Source organism: Dyadobacter sp. 3J3 (assembly GCF_009801115.1).
Lineage (GTDB): Bacteria > Bacteroidota > Bacteroidia > Cytophagales > Spirosomataceae > Dyadobacter.
Genome location: NZ_VTOL01000003.1, coordinates 515,193 through 537,890, shown reverse-complemented (window position 1 = coordinate 537,890; position 22,698 = coordinate 515,193). Strand labels below are relative to the sequence as shown.

General features: G+C 37.5%; 21 protein-coding genes. 11 read left to right on the top strand and 10 right to left on the bottom strand.

Annotated features, from left to right (window positions below; all coding sequences use genetic code 11):
• Positions 1-20 precede the first annotated feature (20 nt).
• The 4 genes from FZF08_RS09225 to FZF08_RS09210 all read right to left on the bottom strand — a co-directional run bounded on the left by FZF08_RS09225 (position 21) and on the right by FZF08_RS09210 (position 7,064).
• Positions 21-2,456 carry a TonB-dependent receptor gene (locus tag FZF08_RS09225; RefSeq protein WP_159468338.1) on the bottom strand — a complete coding sequence of 812 codons (2,436 nt, stop codon included), beginning with the start codon at positions 2,454-2,456 and terminating at the stop codon, positions 21-23.
• Positions 2,457-2,510: 54 nt separating this feature from the next.
• On the bottom strand, positions 2,511-2,717 hold the full coding sequence (locus tag FZF08_RS09220; protein WP_159468337.1) for a hypothetical protein: 207 nt from the start codon (positions 2,715-2,717) through the stop codon (positions 2,511-2,513).
• Positions 2,718-2,826: 109 nt separating this feature from the next.
• Positions 2,827-6,066: a LuxR C-terminal-related transcriptional regulator gene (locus tag FZF08_RS09215; protein WP_159468336.1), complete on the bottom strand. Its 3,240-nt coding sequence runs from the start codon at positions 6,064-6,066 to the stop codon at positions 2,827-2,829.
• A gap of 650 nt (positions 6,067-6,716) precedes the next feature.
• Positions 6,717-7,064: a nuclear transport factor 2 family protein gene (locus FZF08_RS09210; RefSeq protein WP_159468335.1), complete on the bottom strand. Its 348-nt coding sequence runs from the start codon at positions 7,062-7,064 to the stop codon at positions 6,717-6,719.
• 396 nt (positions 7,065-7,460) lie between these two features.
• Here FZF08_RS09210 and FZF08_RS09205 point away from each other — a divergent pair, with 396 nt between their 5' ends.
• From FZF08_RS09205 to FZF08_RS09180, 5 genes are all read left to right on the top strand, one after another.
• A complete protein-coding gene (locus FZF08_RS09205; RefSeq protein WP_159468334.1) occupies positions 7,461-8,015 on the top strand; it encodes an antirestriction protein ArdA in 555 nt (184 codons plus the stop codon).
• A gap of 337 nt (positions 8,016-8,352) precedes the next feature.
• Positions 8,353-9,597 (top strand): site-specific integrase, encoded by a 1,245-nt coding sequence (locus FZF08_RS09200; protein WP_159468333.1) that lies wholly within the window; start codon positions 8,353-8,355, stop codon positions 9,595-9,597.
• Complete coding sequence (locus FZF08_RS09195; RefSeq protein WP_159468332.1) at positions 9,584-10,507, top strand: hypothetical protein; 924 nt, start codon at positions 9,584-9,586, stop codon at positions 10,505-10,507. Before FZF08_RS09200 ends, FZF08_RS09195 begins: the two co-directional genes overlap by 14 nt.
• A 112-nt stretch (positions 10,508-10,619) precedes the next feature.
• Positions 10,620-11,018, top strand: a complete 399-nt coding sequence (locus tag FZF08_RS09190) for a hypothetical protein (RefSeq protein ID WP_159468331.1) — start codon at positions 10,620-10,622, stop codon at positions 11,016-11,018.
• 515 nt (positions 11,019-11,533) lie between these two features.
• Positions 11,534-12,688, top strand: coding sequence for a hypothetical protein (locus FZF08_RS09180; RefSeq protein ID WP_159468329.1), 1,155 nt, complete (start codon positions 11,534-11,536; stop codon positions 12,686-12,688).
• Between the two features lie 56 nt (positions 12,689-12,744).
• On the opposite strand, the gene FZF08_RS09175 is transcribed toward FZF08_RS09180, so the two are convergent.
• Together FZF08_RS09175 and FZF08_RS09170 are read right to left on the bottom strand one after the other, a co-directional pair.
• Positions 12,745-13,134 carry a hypothetical protein gene (locus tag FZF08_RS09175; RefSeq protein ID WP_159468328.1) on the bottom strand — a complete coding sequence of 130 codons (390 nt, stop codon included), beginning with the start codon at positions 13,132-13,134 and terminating at the stop codon, positions 12,745-12,747.
• Between the two features lie 69 nt (positions 13,135-13,203).
• Positions 13,204-14,220, bottom strand: a complete 1,017-nt coding sequence (locus tag FZF08_RS09170) for a hypothetical protein (RefSeq protein ID WP_159468327.1) — start codon at positions 14,218-14,220, stop codon at positions 13,204-13,206.
• A 143-nt stretch (positions 14,221-14,363) separates the two neighbouring features.
• Here FZF08_RS09170 and FZF08_RS09165 point away from each other — a divergent pair, with 143 nt between their 5' ends.
• From FZF08_RS09165 to FZF08_RS09145, 5 genes are all read left to right on the top strand, one after another.
• Positions 14,364-14,606 carry a helix-turn-helix domain-containing protein gene (locus FZF08_RS09165; RefSeq protein WP_200837054.1) on the top strand — a complete coding sequence of 81 codons (243 nt, stop codon included), beginning with the start codon at positions 14,364-14,366 and terminating at the stop codon, positions 14,604-14,606.
• A gap of 231 nt (positions 14,607-14,837) precedes the next feature.
• Entirely contained in the window at positions 14,838-15,170 is a 333-nt protein-coding gene (locus tag FZF08_RS09160) for a hypothetical protein (protein WP_159468326.1), read from the top strand.
• A gap of 80 nt (positions 15,171-15,250) precedes the next feature.
• Positions 15,251-16,081: an AAA family ATPase gene (locus tag FZF08_RS09155; protein ID WP_159468325.1), complete on the top strand. Its 831-nt coding sequence runs from the start codon at positions 15,251-15,253 to the stop codon at positions 16,079-16,081.
• Positions 16,062-17,021 carry a DUF3871 family protein gene (locus FZF08_RS09150; RefSeq protein ID WP_159468324.1) on the top strand — a complete coding sequence of 320 codons (960 nt, stop codon included), beginning with the start codon at positions 16,062-16,064 and terminating at the stop codon, positions 17,019-17,021. The genes FZF08_RS09155 and FZF08_RS09150 overlap by 20 nt, the downstream gene beginning before the upstream one ends.
• A gap of 79 nt (positions 17,022-17,100) precedes the next feature.
• Positions 17,101-17,337, top strand: a complete 237-nt coding sequence (locus FZF08_RS09145) for a hypothetical protein (protein ID WP_159468323.1) — start codon at positions 17,101-17,103, stop codon at positions 17,335-17,337.
• A gap of 117 nt (positions 17,338-17,454) precedes the next feature.
• On the opposite strand, the gene FZF08_RS09140 is transcribed toward FZF08_RS09145, so the two are convergent.
• A complete protein-coding gene (locus FZF08_RS09140; protein WP_159468322.1) occupies positions 17,455-17,652 on the bottom strand; it encodes a hypothetical protein in 198 nt (65 codons plus the stop codon).
• Positions 17,653-18,007: 355 nt separating this feature from the next.
• Here FZF08_RS09140 and FZF08_RS09135 point away from each other — a divergent pair, with 355 nt between their 5' ends.
• A complete protein-coding gene (locus FZF08_RS09135; protein ID WP_159468321.1) occupies positions 18,008-18,487 on the top strand; it encodes a hypothetical protein in 480 nt (159 codons plus the stop codon).
• 101 nt (positions 18,488-18,588) lie between these two features.
• On the opposite strand, the gene FZF08_RS09130 is transcribed toward FZF08_RS09135, so the two are convergent.
• From FZF08_RS09130 to FZF08_RS09120, 3 genes are all read right to left on the bottom strand, one after another.
• Entirely contained in the window at positions 18,589-20,514 is a 1,926-nt protein-coding gene (locus FZF08_RS09130; protein ID WP_159468320.1) for a hypothetical protein, read from the bottom strand.
• A gap of 80 nt (positions 20,515-20,594) precedes the next feature.
• Complete coding sequence (locus tag FZF08_RS09125; RefSeq protein ID WP_159468319.1) at positions 20,595-21,464, bottom strand: hypothetical protein; 870 nt, start codon at positions 21,462-21,464, stop codon at positions 20,595-20,597.
• 44 nt (positions 21,465-21,508) lie between these two features.
• The gene (locus tag FZF08_RS09120; protein ID WP_159468318.1) at positions 21,509-22,639 is read right to left on the bottom strand and encodes a hypothetical protein; all 1,131 of its coding nucleotides are present in this window, start codon (positions 22,637-22,639) and stop codon (positions 21,509-21,511) included.
• Positions 22,640-22,698: the final 59 nt, after the last annotated feature.

Genomic DNA, 22,698 nt, shown 5'->3' with positions numbered 1-22,698 from the left:
TGTTTTAGATATGGGTGAGATTAGAAGTATAAACGGTACATCAGATTGGGTACCAGGCCTCGTTGTGTTGTATGACCAATCGACCCCGGCTTGCTAGGATCATAGTATTCAGTAATTTTTCCCTGGGCGTTCGAGACATTGTCAAGGTTCAGGAATAGCTCGTGCGTAGCCCTGGCCTTGTCCCATTTGTAATTGACCGAAAGGACCAGTTTGGAGAGCGCCCCCAGAGAGGTTTCGTATGCCTTTGAAGTATCCCAGAATTGATTTCTGGCCGGGTCAACTGCCAGCTTTCCATTTTCATCTCGTAAAAGTGGAATGATGTTTTTGGCACCGCTCAGGAATAATTTTGAATTCAATCCCAGCGTTTGATTTTTGTTCCGGCCCAGTTTTACAAATTCTTTTCCGAATAATATATTCACCAAATAATGCCCATTGTACGGCGTATTACGTTGTTTTCCTTCCAATGTCTTGAAGGTGGAACTATATAGCGACGTATTTATCAGATAATAAAAGTTGTTCTTGGAAAACCTTTCCAAAGTCAGCTCCACCCCGAAGTTCTTGCCGGTCCCTTTGTTTACCAATGCGACATAGTTGAAATCCGGACCTTCATTGATCGTGGCAAAAGTGCTGTTCAATTTGTTCTCGACAGGCAAATTGTAGAGGTTCTGATAGTAGGTTTCCACCCTGGCAGTCAGATTTTGCGAAAACCGCTTTTGATAACCGAGCACAAAATGATGGGCTTTCAGCAATCCCAGATTATGATTTGGCTCGCTTACCGTTCCGTCTGCGGCTGTCACTTTTGCAAAATAATTGTGGGCGCTTTCCATCGTGCTGTGTTTGCCATATCCAGCCTGAAATGAATTGGTGGCGTTGACCTGCCAGTTCAGAGAAATCCTAGGTTCAATGGTACTCTTCTTATTATACAGCACGTTCATGTTTTGCAATCCGGTCACGAGCGTAATCGCTTCATTGAAGCGGTGTTTCCAGCTGACATAATTCCGGATGGTACCCATCATTTTCCGAAAATCCAGTAAGTCTACCCGGCTGGTAAAATCTGCATTTAACTGACTTTGACGATAATTATAATCGACCAGGGCGTATTGGGTGCCAATCTGGATTTTGTTTCGGGCGTCCAGTTTATGGTGGTAAGTGAAAGCACCGCGGTAGGTGGATTTAAACAAATGGCTTTTGTAATTGACCGCCGTACTTAGCACAGAATCTTGGTGAATTTCCCCTGTAGCATCATATTGTTTCAGTATATTGGACTCGAAAACCTGATCTTTTATGCCTTCCCGGGAATGAGAAATAGAGGTATGCAGATAGTTATTTGGGCCAAGCGGAAGCGTATGGTTCATGCCCAGGTTCAAGAGGAACGATCCTTTTTCAAGATCTTCCCGGATTCCTGGTAGCATTGAGCGGTCGCCGGGCGTTTCCGCAACTTCGGGTTTTACCTCTTTTAAAAATGCGTTGCTGGCTCCTCCCAATCCAAAAAGAGAAAAAGAGCCCGCTTTTTTAGTTGGCAGCACAATCTTAAAAGCTGCATCTTGAAAATTGGGGTTGCCTTTTACTTTCGTTAAACCCAGGTCAGTTAATAAGGAAATTGTAGAATACCTATAATTGACCAGGAAAGAGCCTCCATAGCCTTTTTTGAATGGTCCTTCAACAGTAGCTTCGGTACCCAGGATACCTACACCCACAACAGATTCAAGCTTTTCGTTATTTCCGGCCCTCAGTTTAACATCGTAAACACCCGACAAAACATCCCCGTATTCAGCTGAAAATGCACCGGTGTAAAAGTCGGAGGTAGCCAGAATATTGTTATTCAATGTGCTTAACCCTCCGCCGATCGCTCCCTGATCTGCAAAATGGTTTGGATTAGTGATCTGCGTACCTTCCAACCGCCACTGGACATATTTTGGAGAGTTGCCCCTGACGATAATATCATTGTTACCATTTGGATTATTGGCAACACCTGCGAAATTTGATACAATTGCGGATGGATCGTTGAATCCTCCGGCATAGCGGCTGGTTTCTTCCGGTGAAATGGAGCGGGCACTTACCAGCGCCATATCATTTTGCACCTGGCCCTTCACCTGGTTGGCTGTTACCAATACTTCCGTCAGCTTTATTGCCGATTCCTGCAAACTCAGAGTCAAAACGGCTTCCTTGCCCGAATTTACGACCACATCAGGAATGGCTTTCCGTTCGTAACCCAGATAAGACAATTGCAGCGTAATGCGCCCGATTGGAATGTTGCTCAGTCTGAATTTACCATCCACATCGGTAAAAGTAGCAATCGCAGGATTGGACCCCAATACAAATACCGTTGCGCCGATAAGCGGCATCTGGCTGTCTGCGTCGGTTAAAGTTCCTCTTACCGTTTGGGACAGCTGTTGCCCAAAAACCGGGCTGAGATAATAGGAAAGTAGGAATAGTGTTAAGAAAAAGTATTTCATGATTTTGAGGATTTGAATTGAAGAAATTTACCAGTTAAAATGGCCAAGGAATCGCTAGCCAGGTTCCCGAAGATTGACCGAAATGAGTTTAAGATTTAAGTCCCGGATGACGTTGAGAATGCCGTGCAAATGTGCCTGGTCTTTGAGCGTTCCCTGTAAAATGGTGTGATTATCCCGGTAACAGATGGTCATACCCTCAAAGCGGTCTTCCCATTGAAGATCAAGCTGTTGTTGTATTATTATTTCAGCAAAGCCTTTCATATTTGTTCCTTTTTGACAGGATCAAAATTAGGAGAGCCCCAAAACAAAAAAACCACCCGGGCGGGTGGTTTTTAGGGTGAATTTCGGCGGGATTTGTGACTGGTTTTGCTCAGATCAGTCGCATTTCCTTAGCTTTATCGACTGCTTTGTTGCGGCTGTCGACCTCCAATTTTACGTACAGATTTTTCAACCGGGTCTTCACTGTGTTCAAAGAAATGAACAGCTTGTCGGCGATTTCCTGGTTCGAAAGATTCACCGCCATCAACTGGAGTGCTTCCAGGTCACGTGTGGTAAGGTTGAAATGATTGGAAGGAGCCGTTTTCCTTTTTTCAATTGCAGTTTTAAGTTTATTGATAAATGCGTTGGAGATCTTTGTTTCTCCTCGTGCCTGATTTTTGAATACTTCCTGCAATAAGGGATTAATGTGGTCAAGGAAATTCAAATGAGACATTAATATGTCGGCCGGGGCAGCAAAATTTAAAGATTCGGTCAGGCTCGAAATTGCTTTTTCTTTTTCGCCAGTGGCTTGAAAAATCACAGCGAGTAGAATTTTGATTTCAATCATGCGCTCGATCCGGTTTTGCGCAATAGCCATTTCATACAATTGCGTAACCAGCAGAAATGCTTCATCTATTTTCTTTTCCGCGATAAGCAGGATTGCAAACGCAAAATAACGGTACTCTTCGACGTAGGAAACCACTTTGTCAGGCTCTATTCCGTGCGCCTCTAAAAAAGCACGCGCTTTGTCAAGCTCGTTTCGAAAAATCAGGAAAATAGCTTTCCAGCCTATATACATCGATTCCTGAAATGGGTTAACCTTATTTTTTTGCATAATTGCTTCCAATTCCTTCACCTTGATTTCTGCACCAATAATATCTCCCTGCCCATGCAATACTACCGAGGAAACCACCAGAGCTAATACTTTGGAAGTGATATCCGCTTCTTTAATGCACAGATTATAAGCGGTTTTGATGTTTTCAGAAGCCCCTTCCAGATCGGCCCAAAAGTATTGGATAGCGGCCATGTTCGCATATAGAACGGCAAAAGTCCAGTCTGTCTTGACCAGATTACCGTAGCCGCTATCTTTCAAAAACTGCAAAAGATCGGCGCTCCTTTGGTATGAAATTTTATAATGGCCCAACCGGCCTTCATTGAAACCGAGGTTGATCGCAATGCTGGTCATGAGATAAATGTTACCAGACTTTTTTCCAAATACCAATGCCTTCTTAAAAGCTTCCGTGCTTTCAAATAGTTGTGAGTTAGCTAGTTCCGCCTTACCCACCACATACCAGCCCCAGCTAAACCATAGAGGATCGTTCTCGGATAGGCTTTCCATTGCAATCCTGCAATATTCCAAAATGATCTCTGGGTTGCCCAAAAACGATTGCTGGTAGGCAATGGCAACAGCTATTTTGCCTAATAATTTCTTATGGTAATGCAGTATCTCAGGATTTGTTTTATTTTCTTCAATGCGTAGTCTGGTCAGTTTTTCGGCACAGGCCAAAATAGGACCAGCTTTTTGAATTTGACCCGCCGTTACCAGTACCCACGCGTAGAATAAGGAAAATTCAGGATATAGTTTTACAATATCTTCAGGCAAAAGATCCCCATATTTTATGATTGAAGAGTGCTGACCATTCTCCCACATCTGCTCCGTTATTTCTGTCAACAACTGAATAGCTTTGTCAAAATTCTGCGTCTTAAGCACATGTTCAATGGCCAGCGGGAGCATTTTATTCTGCTCAAACCATTCGCCTGCTTTATTATGAATCGATTGAATAAGAGGCTTCCCCTGCAAAAACAAGCGTTGTTTGAGCAGGTCTGAAAAAAGGTGATGGTATCTGTACCATTTTCTGTCCGAATCCAGGGAAACAATAAACATGTTGTTATTTTCAAGCATTTCCAGCACCGATTGACTGTCCGAGCGGTCCAGAATGGCGTTGCAAAGCGGACCCGACAGTTGCTCCAGCAGAGATGTTTGTATTAAAAATTCCCTGATTTCAGGCGTTTGTATTTTCAGAACTTCCTCAATCAGGTAATCCATGATATACCGGTTATCACCTTTGAATTCCTGAATAAATGTAGCCGCATCTTCCCGGTCGCGAAGGGAAATGGCAATGAGTTGCAAACCGGCAATCCAGCCTTCGGTTTTAAAAACAAGTGATTCAACATCCGAAGGACTCAGATTTAATTTAAGTTTTTTGTTGAACAGAAATTGTATTTCGTTACCGGAAAAACTCAGATCGGCCGACCTTAATTCCACCAGCTGGTGCCTGCTCCTCAATTTCGCAAGAGGTAAAATCGGATCAGCACGGGTGAGGATGGCGACGTGAATGTTAATAGGTATATGTTCAATGAAATAGGCAAACAAGTCTAATACTTCGCGGTTATTTATAAGGTGGAAATCATCCAAAGCCAATAAAAAATGCCTGGGAAGCGAAATTATTTCATTGATGATAAGCCGAACAATAGATTCGTGATTCCCCGGCTTCGAAGAATGGAGCAGTTTCATCGTATTTTCACCAAATTCAGGATAAATTCCCTGAATGGCGGTGATGATATAGCCCCAAAATTTAGAAACATCATTGTCGCTGCTATCAATGGAATACCATACCGAGGGGATTTTTTGCTGGATAATCCAATCACTTACCAGCGTTGTTTTACCAAAGCCCGCCGGGGCCGAAATGAGCATTAGTTTAACCTGGAGGCCTTTTGTCAGTTTTTCAAAAAGTTCTGAACGATGAACGGTTTGGGGACCTGGCTGTGAAATATGGAGTTTTGTTAAAAGTATGTTGCTACTTGTTTTCTGTTTCCCCTCCAGCTGCGCTGGATCAGGCACCACAATTCCGGCATTTGTAATCGCAAATACTTCAACGGGAAGGGTTATGTTTTTAAGTTCGAAGTGGCCAAGAGAAGTGGTGGAAATCGATTTGTGATTTTTGAGCTCATCGTTCAAGGGCTTAGATAGAAGAATGGCTCCTGCCACCGACAAGCTTTCGATCCGGGACGCATAATTGACACCGTCGCCATACACCTCTGTTTTATCGAAAACGATGTCACCTATATGTAAACCAATTCTTAAAGGAACGGGATCTTTATCCTGTAAAGCTAACTGAATTTCGATGGCGCATTTGGCTGCGAGAATTGCACTTTTAAAGACACTAAGTGTGCCATCGCCATAGTACTGTAAAATCTTGCCTTGATGCAGTTCGTGTTGTTTCTGAAAAATCTGCCGGTGACGGCTTCTGACATTTACTGCCATTTCTTCGTCTCCTTGCATCAGAGCAGTATACCCGACAATGTCTGTAAACATTATGGCTGACAGTTGCCTTATTTTTTCATCTTTCATTCTATGAATCTTTGTTAAATGTATGCATTTAACCATTCTTAAATACTTAATTATGTGATAATTGTCTGATTTTCAAACATTCGAATCTTCATTTGAAAGTATCGACACTAAGTATTCTGAAACCAGTATCTCTTCGGGTTAATTTTGAAAGCCTAATCACGATCGGAATAATTTATGATGGCCAAAGCAATAGGGAGATAGTGATAGGTGAGTCATCAAATCTTTGTGAAATGGTAGAAGTGGGAATCATTTAAATTAGTGAGACAACCAGACAACCAGACAACCCTAAGGAAAAACATTGTTCGTATTTATAGATTTTCCCAATATCGGGATAACTCAAATAAATACGATTCTTAAACTGTACTGTCTATACTCCAAATTTTTCTTTTTCTTGGTTCAGGTAATGCGTGATTTTACCACTTTGAAATTACGATATTTCAGCACGATAAATTTCTACAACTTTTCTCTTAAAAAGTACAGATCTTATACTTTTTTATTTCTTTTTAAGCTATTAACATTCATGACGTTACAATTTAAATGTACAATTAAATTAGAAGCATATGTGTTGTTGTATAACCTAGATTATTTTATGAGAATAAAGTCAGAAATAGGTGTAAATCTGTTTTTTGACTCACTTTCAAAATTTACAATTATACAAGTTCAATATCCATTCTTCGGAGCAAATTGTCTTGTAGAGTGTAAATATGCTTTACTGTTCCATCGAACATCAGTTTACCTTGCAAATCCTTTACTATTTGGTGAACGGTCACTTCTAATTTTCCGTCCTGTCTTTCTTTAAATCCGGTTGGATCAACGGTGGGATTTATCTCCGTCCATTGTCTTGTCCAATACTTTCGTATTTCATCGTGGCCACTTACGTAACCACCCTCAAAGGCTTTTGGCCATTGCACATTGGTATGCATGTGGGCTAAGACGGCATCAACATGCCGAGCGTTAAAATCTTGGTAAAGCTGAAAAAGAATTGGTTGGTAGTCCATAGTTTAACAAACAGTTTTGATCCATTAGTGGATGAGTCAAAGTTATGCCAGATCTGATGAGGTTGAGCGTCGGCAGCGATTGAGATTTTATCAGATTTACTTGAGAATGCCACAGTCATGCTGTTGTACAACTGCATGTTATGATCAATAGCTACAAATAAGTAACCCTGCCGCACGTTGCCAGTCAGTGCAAACAAAGTTACGAAGTTGAAAATAACGGCTTCAAGCCTTCACTTCGTAAGCCGGCTATTTACCGCGGCAACTGGCCGCTCCTTAAACCGCCGTCTGGGCTTTGAACCCTGGGGGGATAAACCCCCGTCATTTTTCATTCGAGTGGGACATGCGATTGCCCTTTGGCACAAAGCCGGGCTTAGCTACTTCAAATGTCTTTCACTGATGAAGAATTCAAAAAACACTCCAAAGATTTACGTAGGCACTTATCGGATGTACAATTCCGGGTCGCTTTTTGGGAAATGGTTTGATCTTTCAGACTATTCAGATGCACAGGAATTTTACAAAGACTGCTATGAGTACCACCGGAATGAATCTGATCCAGAGTTAATGTTCCAGGACTGGGAGTATATCCCATCTTTTCTGATCTCGGAAAGCACTTTACATCAGGACACATTCAAATACTTTGAAGCAGTTTCTGAAATGGATGATGACAGAGCGGAAGCATTTGAGATTTACTGCTCAGATATTGTATCCTGGCCAGCGAGCGGAAATGATCTGGAAGAGACGCTGGAAGGTTTTGAAGAGGCCTATCAGGGATATTATGGAGGAGCTTTCAAAGATCCGAAAACAGAGTTTACCTACCAGTATGTCGAGGATACCGGAATGCTTTCGGGAGCACCTGAAATTCTGGAAAGATATTTTGACTACGAAGCCTTTGGAAGGGATTTATTTCTTGAAACTTATACTGAAATCAATGGATTTATCTTTCTTGATTGATAAACATTCAAAACTTTGAGGGCACTTGCAATAAATGTGAGTGCTCTTAAAGTGACAGACTCAGCCCATTGCAAGCAATTTCGCACTTAAAAAACTATTGCAACTAAATAAAAAAGGACTTAGTTTTTGAAGCTAAGTCCTTGATTTTCAAGTGGGCCCACCTGGAATCGAACCAGGCACCTACTGATTATGAGTCCTACACTAAACCACTTTTTTACACCTATTTTAGTCTGATTATTAAGTACTTATGTGCTTTTAGTTTTTTTGTGTCATACCTGTTTGCGCGTTCAAATTTCACACTTGTGTATCAAATTGTGTATCAAATTTTAGAGCAAAAATGGGAATTTTAAAACCAACATTTTCAGTAGTTCTTGATGACCGAAGAATAAAAACAGACGGGTCGTATCCTTTAAAGCTACGAGTGACATTCGACCGTAAGCGCAAATATTACAATACGGGATTAACTTTAACACAAGAGGAATTTTCCAAACTTCCAACTTCCAAATTGGAGCACCTCAAAGACATCCGTGGACAAGTAAAAGTTTTGGAGTCGAAAGCAGAGAAAATATATCGTGACATGCACGAATTCACATTTTCTGCTTTTGAGAAATTATTACTTGCCAAACCAGAGGATATAAAACCTACTGATGTATACTCGGTGCTAAAGGGATACATCGCCAAGTTGAACGAAGAAGACAGGGTGTCTACCGCGCAGTCTTATACTTGCGCCTTGAAATCATTAAGTAAGTTCAAGCCACGTCTGGTGTTTGAGGAAATTACTCCCGATTTTTTAAGGAAGTATGAAAGGTTTATGGAAAGTAATAAGAAATCGAGTACTACCGTTGGAATTTACCTCAGGTCATTGAGAACAATCTTTAATCAGGGTATAGAAGCGGGTTTGGTGAAGAAGGAACTTTATCCTTTTAAAAAGTCCAAATTTCAAATTCCTGCTGGTCGAAATATTAAGAAAGCTCTTACCATTGCTGAGATTGAGAAGATATTTAATTATCCAACTGTACCATTAACAAGTGCAGATAAAGCAAAAGACTTCTGGATTTTTTCTTATTTATGTAATGGACTTAATGTAAAGGATATATGCAGATTGCGCTACAAAGATCTGGAAGGAGACAATCTTACAGTTATCAGAGCAAAAACCAAATTGTCCACCAAGTCAAGACAAAAAGCAATAAGAATTTATCTCACGGATCATGCAAAACTTATAATAAAAAAATGGGGACAACCGCAACTTAGCTCTTCAACGTATATTTTTCCTATTTTAGGAGAAAATATCAGTGCATTACGTGAAAGAGAACTTATTCAGTATTTCAATATGCTTATCAATCGACATATGAAAAAGGTTGGTAAAGATTTAGAGTTCCTCAAACCTCTCACGTCCTACACAGCAAGACATTCATTTTCAACAGTCCTGAAGCGTAGTGGCGCTCCCATGGAGTATATCTCTGAAAGTTTGGGACACAGTAGTTTTCAGACAACAGAGAATTACCTTGACAGTTTTGAAAACGAATCCCGGAAGCAATATTCTAATCTTTTAACAAAATTTGATACCGATGACCGTAAATGAATATCGCGATGAACAAGTGGATAACTTAAAAAGGCTTTGGTTAATTGAGCAATACTATATTATTGAAGGAGATATTAGCCCACTAAAAATTATAGAAATTGAAAAGGAGAGATTGAATTCGGGTGATATTATTATAAAAAGTATTGATGCATCTACCGCTGAAAACTTACGTCGGTTTAATATTTATGATGTTAAGAAATACGTTACTAAGAAGGAATTGTATGAGAAACACTTGAAAACAATTGGTGACTGTAATCTCATGTCTCACGACCTACTATTACTTGTGTTACTTAATAAAGCACAGTGGACTCCCGAAGCAGCCACAAGATTCAATAAAGAGAAACATACTTTACCTATAAACGTTTCTTCCCAGTATTTAGAAATCCAACAGCTACAGGAGCTTCTCAATATAATTAGCTTAGAAGATGGTGTCCGGGGCGGGGATGATATATTCGCGAGAACCATTTCGGACATAATTACCCTTGAAAAAGTTACATTCAAATTCAGAAGTCCAGATTCAAAGAAGTCTATGACATTTAGCTCGAGCATTAATAACAGTAACTTGATAGGTAGGTTAATATTTTCATATGTATCCAAAATACGCGCCACTGATGAGTTTAACGAAATGGGTTTTGATTCTTTTGTAAATGACTTACAACTAAGTAGGTCAATTCTTGATTCTGAAATACCAAATGAGAAACTTCATTACAGATTTTTCCACAATTTCATATTATTTTTGAAGGAAATTTCTGTAGATGGAAAGCCTATATCTGAAAATAAGCTTTTCAGAATTTACTTTTCGCTACTTAAAGAGGCTGGATATAAAATTAATTGTGCAGAAACCGATGTTGGTCAAGTTGAAGCATTTTTTAAAAGTTGGTTCAACCAAAGCAAAAAACTATTCCAATAAAAAAACCGGAACATTTGTTTGTATTTTCTGCTAAGCTACTGTTCCGGTTTTTTCCTTTCTATTTGTTCTGAATCGCGTGACATTTGTAAATCACAAATGAAAACGACATGATATGGATTCGAAAATATTAGAAATAGCCCAAACCGCACAAGCAACCAATACTCCAAACGAACAAATAAGATTTCCTTGGAAAATTGCAAATGTTGCTGCGATGCTGTCCCAGACAAAAGTGAATGGAAGAAACAAATTATTTACATTTTTAAGAGCCGAAGGTGTAATACAAGGTGATCTGCCGTTACAAGAATACATCGACTTGGGTTATTTTAAAGTGGATTATGACTTTGAAATACTATATAAAATATGGTCTCCTCCACGAATAAGAGTTTCTGCTCTAGGCGTTGCATTCATTAAAAAATTGGTGTTTCAGAAGCTTGGTGAAGATGCCAATCATAAAAAATGCATAAATAGAAAACCTGGAAAACTTACAAATTTAAATACCCTGTTAAAATGAAAACTACATGCTTTCCATTTTCCATTGAAGACGTTGCCAAAAGTATTGACATCCCCTTCTTAAATACTCGCCCAAAGATGTTCACATTTCTACGGAAATATGGCATTATACAAGACAAGTTGCCCTTGGCTGAACTGGTCTGCAAAGGTCTGTTCACCGTAGAGTTCAGAAGTATTAACCGTGGTCCTTTTAACAAGACAGTATCAGTTATAAGGGTATCAAAAAAGGGAGTGACCTTTATTCAAAAACTTGCAAAGCTAATATATGAATAGAAAAGCATAAGCATTATACACCACATGAAGGCGCGTATTGCGTTACAGAACATTGAACACCAATGAATGTCCTACTGTAAAAATAAAAGATGGGTTGTCTTAGACTGCCCAGAAGTCTGCAAAATCCAGATACACACACTGTGAGCAGACCGATGACAATTTTGACCAATAACCACCAGGAATCAATTGATCCATTAGCATATCTTTTAGCTCAGTTGATTCTTATTATATATCATTTCTGTAATGGAAGTAAATAAAAATTTAAGTACAATATCCCAATCCTCACAGTTAGCATTACGTCTTGTAAAACTGAAAGAAATCGAACAACGTGTAGCAAATATTGCTGCTGGTTCCATTATTTTCTCTCCGGCACTCATAACAAAAGATGGAGTACCAATTATAAGACGTGGAACTATTAATATAATTCAAGGTCGCCAGGGGTCACACAAAAGTAGACTTGCAGAATTATTATGTAGCGTTCTTCTTTGTCCAGAGGGAAAGACCATTGAATCTCTGGGATTTGAAAAAGTTGAAAATCAAAAAGTAACGGTAGCCTATGTTGATACGGAAAGGAATCAGGCAGAAGAGTTTCCTTCTGCTATCCAATCAGTCATTAGTAAGGTCGGTTTTTCTGATCCAAAGCAAATACCCGATTTCAGATTTACTTCTCTAAAAAATAGTGAGCGGGTTAATAGACTGGATGATTTGAAGGTTTTTATTAACGATATAAGAGGAGAGTCCTCGTATCCGCTTTTTGTATTGCTTGATGTTGTGACAGATTGCATGTTAAACTTCAACGACCTGACAGAAACAATGAAATTGCTTGATTACATTGGTAAATTGTGTGAGACATTTGACGCTACCTTTCTTTTAGTGATCCATGAAAATCCCGGATCAGATAAGGCACGGGGTCACCTGGGGTCAGAGTCCGTGAATAAATCAGCTACTGTTATGCATATCGGTTTTGAGAAAGGTTCAAATGGAGAATATACAGAACTTCTCCAATTAAAATTCATAAAGCAACGACATGCAAAACGATTTGCGCCAATACCTCTCATTTTCTCTCAGGATACAATGTCTTTGGAAATTGCTGATCCAGCACTTGTAAAATCAATTGCAGACCAACGACGAAGTAAAGCAAGTGTTAACGATATTGCAGCTACGCTTGGAAAGTATTTGAAACCAAAATTGGAACAGAAGGAATTACTCGCTGTTTTAAACAGTGATTTCAACTGCTCTGCTAATACGATGAAGACACGTTTGGAGGAGGTAGAGAGGAATTTCATGCAAATTAACAATGAACATGGTGTAGCCTGTAATTTGAAGATTATTTCTACTAATGGAAAAACGACTGTTTATGAACTCTCAGAAATAGGGATGGTAGATTTGTTGCAATAAAAATAGACCCAACCAGAATAATTACACATATGCATTTATTGTTCTGGTTGGGCTTATTATAACGTTGATCCTCTTTTTGGATCAATGTATAATCGCACTGATTGCATTTCAGAATTGTCTTCGGTAGAATAGCAATAACACTCTGATAATCCTGTTACCCGACCTTCTTCAGCATGAATATTCAATTCCAGGTAGTTGCCAGTAAAATTACCTGTAAACGTATAACTATTTACGTTAAATGTAGGGAACATACATCTTCCATCAGAAACATATAATTTTGTATCTCCTTTTTTCTGTAAATTAATGAAACATTGTGTTAAAAGAACCATAAATACACTCTTCTGGCGATTCAGGTAGTACTCGTTGTTATTTAAGATTTTTTTTGTAGATCCAAGATCAATATTTATAAAAGACTGAATTAAGTCATATTCTTCATTCTTCTTCATAGTTTGTATAAAGTTGGTATCGATTAGATGGACGTACAAAACAACCTGTTGCTTTGAATATTTCTTAAATTAATCCATTTCATATGGTGATAAATCGTCTCTAAGGTCACTAAATCCATTTTGTATTTCGTAACCCGACAAATATAAATAATGATCGTGCTCAAAATTATCCGAGTCCTGTGCAAGCCACATTTTAAGTGATTTTTCGGATTGACGTAAGAATAGTAAACTTGTATCAAAATCATCTTCAAGAAATTGAAGTCTGGCCATTAAATATTGAAGTTCAAACTCATCATGAAAAAGAGTTTCATCGTCACTTCTATGAGCGAGAGCTTGTTGACCTTGACTTGCACAAAGTAAACCTTTGGAGATCTGATTTGTCCTGTATAGTAATTTCGTAAAACTTATTGTCGTTTTAGTGTAAAATCGAAAATCCTTAACAGCTTTCGAAGAAATCATTGATTCCAGGAAATCATTTTCGGCATTTTTATTATTTAATATGGACAAATTACACTGAGCTCTCTGATAGTACAATTTACCATTAACGGATGCCGTATTAATTTCAAGACCTTTATTAACTTCTTTGATAGCACCCTCGTAATCTTCTTTAAATATTAAATTTGATGCGCTATCAGCATAAAATTCTGCTGAACGCTTTATCGTGTCATTTTGTGTAAGAACCTTTTTAAGAGCAGACGCTTTCAGTTCATTCCATGATTGTCCTGTCTCAAACTTACTTTGCGCGGTGCTATTTCCAAGCATTTCATCTTTAACTGCTAAGAAGAATTTTTCAATTTCCTGATACATTTGTTGTTGAGTTTTCTGATTTGGAAAATGCCAGCTGCGCTCATAAATTCCCTGTAAACCATAGTAAGCTTTGCAATCCACTTTAAGACCATCTTGGTTTTCTTTAAGGTTAAATGTAACCCATGTAGTAGGTCCACTACTTTCAATTACTAATTCATGTGAGCTTTTAGTTTTAATTATTGGATTACGAAGCACTGTTAACTTTTCTATTAGGAAGGAGTATTTAGTTATCATTCTGTTATCACTTCCACCAAGGGCCTTTTTCAAAAAATCGAACATGATATATAATTTGGGAGGTTATAGGATATGATATTTGTCGTATCCTGTATGATTTATAAAGAAAGGGAGCAATATACAAGTCTTAAATAATTTACCCAATATATTGGGTGGTATATTCTTAGAAATGGGTTCAGTTTTGACCCGTGACTAAAATTCGTAATCGTAAATATCTACAAGCGTTTGGAGCGCATATTCGCAGACTCAGGGAAGCTAAAAATCTGAGTCAGGAAGAACTTTATGATCTTGCAGGTATCTCAAAGAACCAAATTGGAAATATAGAGCGTGGCGAAGTAAACACCACTATCAGCAGCGTTTATGCAATTTCGAAAGCATTAGATATTCCTGCTCCTAACCTGTTTATGTTTGAGTTCACAGCTGAAGATTAGGTTCTATCAACATTGATCCCCCCGTCCCTTTTATAGGTATAAGCACCCCCCCAATTCTTGCTGATACGAAATTATGTGTATATGTGGATGTAACAATCTTGTCGGTCTTCCTAGCCCCGCATCATTCTGTGTTTACCCTATCCCCCCAGAAACTTCTGTCTTTTATATTACATAAGAAGGAGGGAAATAGAGAAACGAAACAAAATCATATATCTTAAAAAAACTATCATCATGCTTACAATCACATCTTATTCAACACGTACATCATCTCAGGATGGAAGTCAGTATTTTTCTTTGGAGCTAACCAGCGATGATCCAGAGATTGTTTTATCTCAAACCGGTAGATATTACGTTACAACCAAAAAATGTTCAATGAGCTCTACATTTCCAGAATCTGTATGTAAAGCAATGGTAGGAAAACAAATTCCAGGATCCATAGGTAAAGTTGCGTGTGAACCATTTGAGTTTACAATCCCGGAATCAGGAGAAGTTATTACACGTCATCACCGGTATGAATACATGCCAATGGAAGTGAGCACACCTGAGCAAGCAGTGTTTGCTTAGGAATTTGTCTCTTTTATATTTTTTAGGAGCAGGGTCATATCGACTCTGCTTTTTTTTTGTTCATTTTTTTCAATTTCATTATGCAGTTACAAAAAGCACAGCGCAAAAATGTAAAAGTTAAAATAGGAATTCAGGGTCCAAGTGGTAGCGGAAAAACTAAATCCGCGCTCTTAATCGCTTTTGGGTTGACAGCTGACTGGTCGAAAATCGCTGTTATTGATACAGAAAACCGCAGTTCTGAGTTATACTCAAATCTTGGTGCTTTTAGTATTCTTCCTTTGTTCAGTCCATTCACACCTGAACGCTTTAATGAAGCAATTCATACTTGTATAAGAGCTGGAATGCAGGTTGTCATCATTGATTCTATATCAGCAGAATGGCAGAATATCTTACAAGATCACTCAAAACTTACCGGTAACAGTTATATAAACTGGTCTAAGTTTACACCGCGTCACGATACTTTTGTAGATACGTTAATTCAGTCGGATATACATATCATTTGTACACTCCGGTCAAAACAAGCTTATGTGCTTACTGAAAAAAATGGGAAACAAGTTCCGGAAAAAGTTGGAATGAAACCTGTTCAACGGGAGGATCTTGATTACGAGTTAACATTGGTTTTTCAACTTTCTATGAAACATAATGCTACCGCTGTAAAAGACAGAACAGAGATTTTTGCGGACAGACCAGAATTTACGATTACCTCTGAAACCGGTTTTCTTATAAGAAAATGGTGTGAGCAAGATGTTTTACTTGAAAATGAAATTATTTCCCAAATAGAAAGCTGTGCTGATATCCCTTCTTTGAGAACCATTTTTGAAAAACACCCGCTTTACCAAAAATCATTGCTTCAAAAATTTAATTCACGCCAACAACAACTCCAATCTTCCAATGGACACGCTAACAATTAACAATCCCGTATTCCAAGCAACAGCTTCCAGTTCATTCATAGAAGCGAATACAACGCCTATTCTTTTATCAGAAATGGATAAAAATCATTTAATTCCGGTTTTTACAAAAGATAATGAACCCCTGATTTCTCATACAGATTTTATACACGTTGCAGAAGAGGTTGTTTCACAGGTTTACAGAGACGAAATCCTTTTTCCTGCGAATATCCGCGTATCACATCCGATCAAAGGACGAATACCAGACGCAAAAGACAAACCTGCAAATCAGCTGCAAGAATGGGAGAAGACGATATATTACGAGAGGATGATGTTTTTGATTGAAATACCATCTATTCGTGAAACTGTTGATGGAAACATCTTAAATCTTACTATTGGCGGTGTGAAAAGTTATGCTCAGGATAATCTTTATAATCGTAAAGGGTCTGATGAGCACTTCAAAATTTTCGTCGGTTTTAAGAATCAGGTATGTACAAACCTTTGTGTATGGACGGATGGATTACAAGCAAACGTACGGGTCAAAAATAATCAACAGCTAATGCAGGAGATAAAAAAGTTGCTATTGGATTTTCAATTTGAAAAGCAGCTTAATCTTTTAAAACAGTTTCCCAATTATTCCTTGACGGAACATCAATTTGCCACCCTAGTTGGAAAATGTAAACTGTATCAGTATTTATCCGGAGCTATGAAAAGGGAAATTCCGGTGCTTTCATTTGGAGATTCTCAAATAAGCACAATTGCAAAAGATTATTACATGGATCATTCATTCTGTAAAGAGGATGACGGTTCTATCAATTTGTGGAAAGTGTACAATCTTTTTACAGGAGCCAATAAATCAAGTTACATTGATGGTTTTCTTCCACGTTCTGCAAGTGCTTCTAGTTTTGTTCATAATCTGGTTGATGCATTTGATAAGGGTGAACAAAGCTGGTTTCTCAATTGAATATTGTGTACAAATCCATGATTATAACCAATTTCGGTTATCACAGTAATTGTTATTTAGTATCTAATCAGATCAAGTTATGAAAGATACTGACCTTCATTACATCGATCCATTTTCATTGCTGTTTGTTGATGATTCCGGTACCCTTAAAAGGATCTTTTGCCCTTTTGTTGTAGATTCTATCTTTCAACCCAAAGTGTTGTTAAATAAGCTTTTAACGGTGGATATGGTGCGAAAAAATCCTGATAATGAAATTTTTTTCATAATCGAGGGGAAAGCATTACCTCATTATTTTTTCACAATAGATAGCTCATAATTCAATTATACGCAGAAAGATTAAAAGCAAATAAGCTCAAAAATAAACCCAACCAGTCTAATACCCTATATAGCGGTATTGTTTTGGTTGGGTTACTTCGTAAGGAGAACTTATCTGTTAACGTCTGTCTATTAAAAATTCTTCCCTTTTTTTGCTGGCTTCTTCGTAGGTCGTGAACACAAAACACTCCCTGTCTTTGACTACTTCTTTTTTGAAGTGGTGCGTAGAAGAATATCCGTTTTGCGCCTGATCCAAAATTCTGTATTTGACATCACTACTTACATCCGAGTATTCCTCAACGGGAGTGCAAAACATTCTGTGTTACAGTAATGTATCCCCCAGCATTTACGTCGTATTCTTGTAGCTCAACCAATAATTTTACAAAGACGTAGTTAGTTAAGGAAGTGTTAGATTCAGGATATGTGGGTTGTGACGTGACCTCTGGTTGGTTATTTAGTCTTGCTTTTAGTTGTTTATTCTCTTGTTCCAGATTATCCAATCGACTTTCTAGCTCACTTTGTTGCTGATTATTATTACATGAAACGAGCAACGCAAACCATACCACTGCAAATATTCTACACATAATTTTGAATTTGTAAAATTATGCAAGTTATTAAAATGACCCATTATATTGGGTTTATTGTCGTTCTAAAAAATCATTTTATTAAATATGAAACTCTATTTTACGATACTATTTCTCGCTGCTTGCTACACAACCGCCTTATGTCAGCAGAAAACGCTGGGTAAATTTATTATCACCAGCGCAAAAATTAACAACGTTGACGTAACAGAAAGTTATCTGGAAAATGAAGGTTTTATTGCGTTTTATACCAACGATAACAATAGCTTAAGTATGACAAATATTATGTCAAAAAAAGCTAATAGTCAAAGTTACGGACGTTTATACGCAATGACACAAAAGGTTACCAAAGAGACAGAGGAGCAATACGAGACCAATTTGTTCTTGTTTAAATGGAGGTATAAAAATACATATGATGCAAAATCCGGTACAGCGAGTGTTAGATTTCAGAAAGTATATAAACCTGAGGGGGTAACTTTCATTTGTACTATAATTCCGGAAAATCTTCAAGCAATAGTTTTAAAGGGTTATATGGAAGGGTCGATTGATCTTTCTGATTATCAGAATTAGAATAAAAGCGGTGAACCTATTTTATCAAAAAAACCTACTTAGTCGCATATATATTTATGTACTAAGTAGGAATACAGGTTTTCATAAAAATAGCTAAACGATTACATTTCAGTTTTATTAATGGGTGTTAACCTCAAAGGGTTTTCTCCTTCTATATAATAGCAAGGTTGCTGAGAAGCATTTTTTGCTCTTCTTTTGGTTACATTGAAGTGTAAATTGGTATATCGAACTGCCGCAATTGGAGAGTCAAAGGAATTATAAATATTCGATTCCAGAAATATCTGATTCCATCTATTACTTAAATCCTCCGCTGTGTACTCAGTTCCTATTGCTATATGAAATCGGACATTCCGTTTTAACAAGTTATCATTGGGGAGACTGAAAAATTTACAAGAAATCTCCAGATTAACGAGCTTCCTTTTGTCCCGACCTTCTAATGCAATGGTCAGTTTATCCAAGAGCTGAGCGTTATTTATGTACTGATAAAATTTTTCAAAGAAAATGATTATCTCCTTTTGGGAATGATTTAGAGTTGTAAAATCGATTTGCGATCGAATTGATTTCTTGTGCGTTACACTTTTTAAAAGTTGAATTACGTCAGACAGGCTACCCATTTTATCTTTATTATCGGATTCTCCCAGAATTTGGATCGTAGAATGAATCTGTTCAAATTTTATAAAATGACCATCTTCTTTTAAAGATTTTTCTAGTGTCATTGCGTCAGAATAAAGTTTAAGTCTTACTCTTGTTCTTTCCTGATAAGCGTCCACGTTCAAATAAGAAATTTTTGATACTCCATCTTTGTCTGAACGAACAAATTGGACCCCATCAAATTTTGTCCTGGATATAATGAGACTTCTGATTTCATCCAGGGTGGTTTTTAGTATTGGATTTTTTTTGTAATTTAAATCTATACATTTCAACGCCTGAATCTCAATATTTGCTGCATGTACTAAATCTTCTACGCCATAATCAACTTGTTCAACAGGCTCACTTCGAGAGTTATAGATTATCGTTTCGGAGAACAGACCTTTTCGTCCTCTCCCAGCAATTTGTTTGAAATTGTTATCAGATAGTGTATAATAAGGAACATGAATACTGCTGACGGATATTAAATTATATTTTTCTACCAAATCAAACCCTGTGAAATATGCAGAGGTAACAAAGGTTAATTTAGCTGGAAGCAAATTACTGTTTAATTCAATATAGTAGTTTTGCACCTTTTCTTTACTTCCTGCACTACACAAAATCTTTATGTCGCTAGGTGACATGATCTTTTCAGAAACCAACCTGTCAATAATGGCTTTACACATTTTAACAGAATTGTATGCCACCATCCATTTTTCAGAGGACTCAGGAAGTTCTTTTTTTAAAAATTCGAATAAAACTCCGTTAATATTCGACGTAAGTATAAGCTTTATTTCGCGTTTTGTAGGTGCTTCATATTTTATGGTAGTCAAAAATTCATTTTTTAACTCCGGATCAGAAAATTTAATAATCGTTGAGGATACCATCGCCCTTTTATCCTTGTCAAAAAGCTTATAATAGTCTAAGCACCGTTCCATACTGCCCCTGAATGAGGAATCCATTTGAAAAGAATCAATTTCATCAATCATTAGAAAATAAGATTTAAAAACCTCTTTATCAATGAAATCAAAAATTCTTCGTAGACTATCCGCAACCACCACAATCTTTTTATAAAGAATGTTTTTGTCGTTAATGTAATTCAGAATGTCAAGATCAGATACTTTTTTGGAATGAAATTTTGTTTCACTTCCTATGTAGAATGCATTGTGTTTATGAGCTTTACTTGAAGCCGTTATTTTTATTGGTTCAACGATAATTGAATTTCTCCTGGTATCTAATTCCAGAGAAGTTGCACCCATTCCTGTTTCAGTTTTATTTATTATACCACTGGGTAATGCTGCAAACACATTTTTTAAATAAGAACCGTTTTTGATAGTGTAGGTCTGCGTGTTACCATCGTGTTCTAATCTAGTAATAAGGCTTTCGTCAATCGTTTGCATTTTCATTTAATCGTGATGTACTCATAACCCAGAAACAGCATATTTTTCAAACGCTGAATATAAGTGTAACTGAAAATCAATTATTTTGCCATCCAAAATTTTACTTTATAAGGAAGCACATCATAATATTCAGTCATGAACTCTTTTAATTCTTCTGACTCTAAACAAATAATGTTATTAACTTCTTGACCCAAATATATCTGGTTTGTGGCGAACAGGAATACTTTTGCTTCAATATCGGTATAATCGTCCCGATTGATAGAAAAATTATCACCACTTTTTACCTGAGCAACTGCTTTTTCTGCGGTTGATTTATGAATGAATTCATACTCATATCCGACGGTATCTCTTTTACAACTGCTTGGAATCATTAGATAGCCATGTTTGATTTGCAGAAATAATCCAACAACATCTTCACAATCATCAGGAGATAGAAGCGAAAAAATATCTTTTTCTGAGGATAAATCTGGTTGGTAAAAAGTGGTGTTTGACAGATCATTGTAGAGCTGCTGTGAATAAGTCATGGTATCATTACCGCCAACTCTTTGTAAAGTACTGGATAACATAAAAGCTCTAATCACCCTTCCAGGAACTTTGTCAACAAGACCTATTTCAATCCACTCGCACTCCCTAATGTTGGCGATATCGTGGTTGATTGCATCAGATGAAAAATCATATCTCCATTCGCTAACAACCCGACCTAAGAAGTAAATTCCTTTGGTAGTTCGGGTCCAGACCAGATCATTTATCTGCATTGTGTAGTGAATAGCGTTCCATGCTTTCGACCAACCTCTTGCAGCATTTAGTTGATATTTGAGTTTTCCTGCAATTTCATAAGTTTCCGAAGTTACGGATTCAGTTATGTCATCCAGTGGCCAACCAATTCCTACGATCTTATTTTCCAAACAGTATTCTCTTGAATCATAACCAGTTCTGTTTGCTGGTTTCAAATTTATGCGCCAAAGATTCATTTTTGAAAATTTAAAGGATTGGGTTATTCCGCGTCTTGTTCAGCATAATAGGCAATAAGTGCTTCTTTCCAATTTATGTCTTTGTATTTAAAAACCATTCTACGTTTTCCTTTTCCGTTGATTTGCATTTTGTCAAGATCCCAAATTCCTGCAACAACGAATATTGCAGCTAACTGACTTGTTGACTGTGCAAAAACTTGGTTAGCTCTAATGTTGTTAAACACAAATGATCCTAAGCCAAGTATTTCTGAACCATTTTGCATGTTAGAAACGCTGTTTGCCAATGGTACCCAATTCTGATTTTTCATAAAAAGTTGGATTGCTTCCAGTTCTTCAAATGAATATTTTGAGATGTTGTCAGGCTTAGTACCTTTAAACCTCCTTTGAATGATCAAATTTATATTCTCGTCTATTTTTGAAGAAAATGGTTTCTTCTTACCTCCCAGAGTATACTCTTGCTCCATGTTGTCGAATTTTATAAATTCAAGAAAATTAGTTTTAGCAACTGGTTCGAACTTTATCTTCTCCTTATTTTTAGCAATATTAATTCCTTGTTTCAGCCATTTTCCATATGACCATAATGCACGATCTAAAATCCAATGATCAATGGCATGTCTAGTCAGCATCTGATCGAAAAATGCTTTGTATGCTATAAAATCTTTCCAGTGATATGAAGCTTTGAGGGGTAATGGTTTTCCATCCGGTTCAATATTCTTGAACGCTCTATAAACATGCTGATCATAAAGTGGATATTCAACAGGATAACAGCAATGTAATGTGAACAAGCCCCAGATGAAACCAAAACCATTGCTGCCTTTTAATGTACTAAGTATGGCAGGTTCATTAGTTGGACACTTGGATGGTATCTGGGGTAGGATTTCTGTGGTATTATCATTGATGTAAACCCATGTGTTCTTTCCAACTGGTGTATGATCGCTCCATCTCAGCGTATAGGAATATGATTTGCCAAAATCGTCGGAATACTCTTTACCATCTTTATTTTGTCTTAAACAACCTGTTTTCCATGCTCCCATAATTTCAAACCTGGTGGGATGGATTTTACTGTCAAGTACTAATTCCTGGTAGACGTTGGTTGAGTATTTATCAGTATCAAAATTCTCTGCCCAAACTAAAATATCTTCAAGTGATTTCATTATTAAGAGGAGGAGGATTATTCTTATAGAATGAAAGTGCTTATTCAACCTTTCTGCTA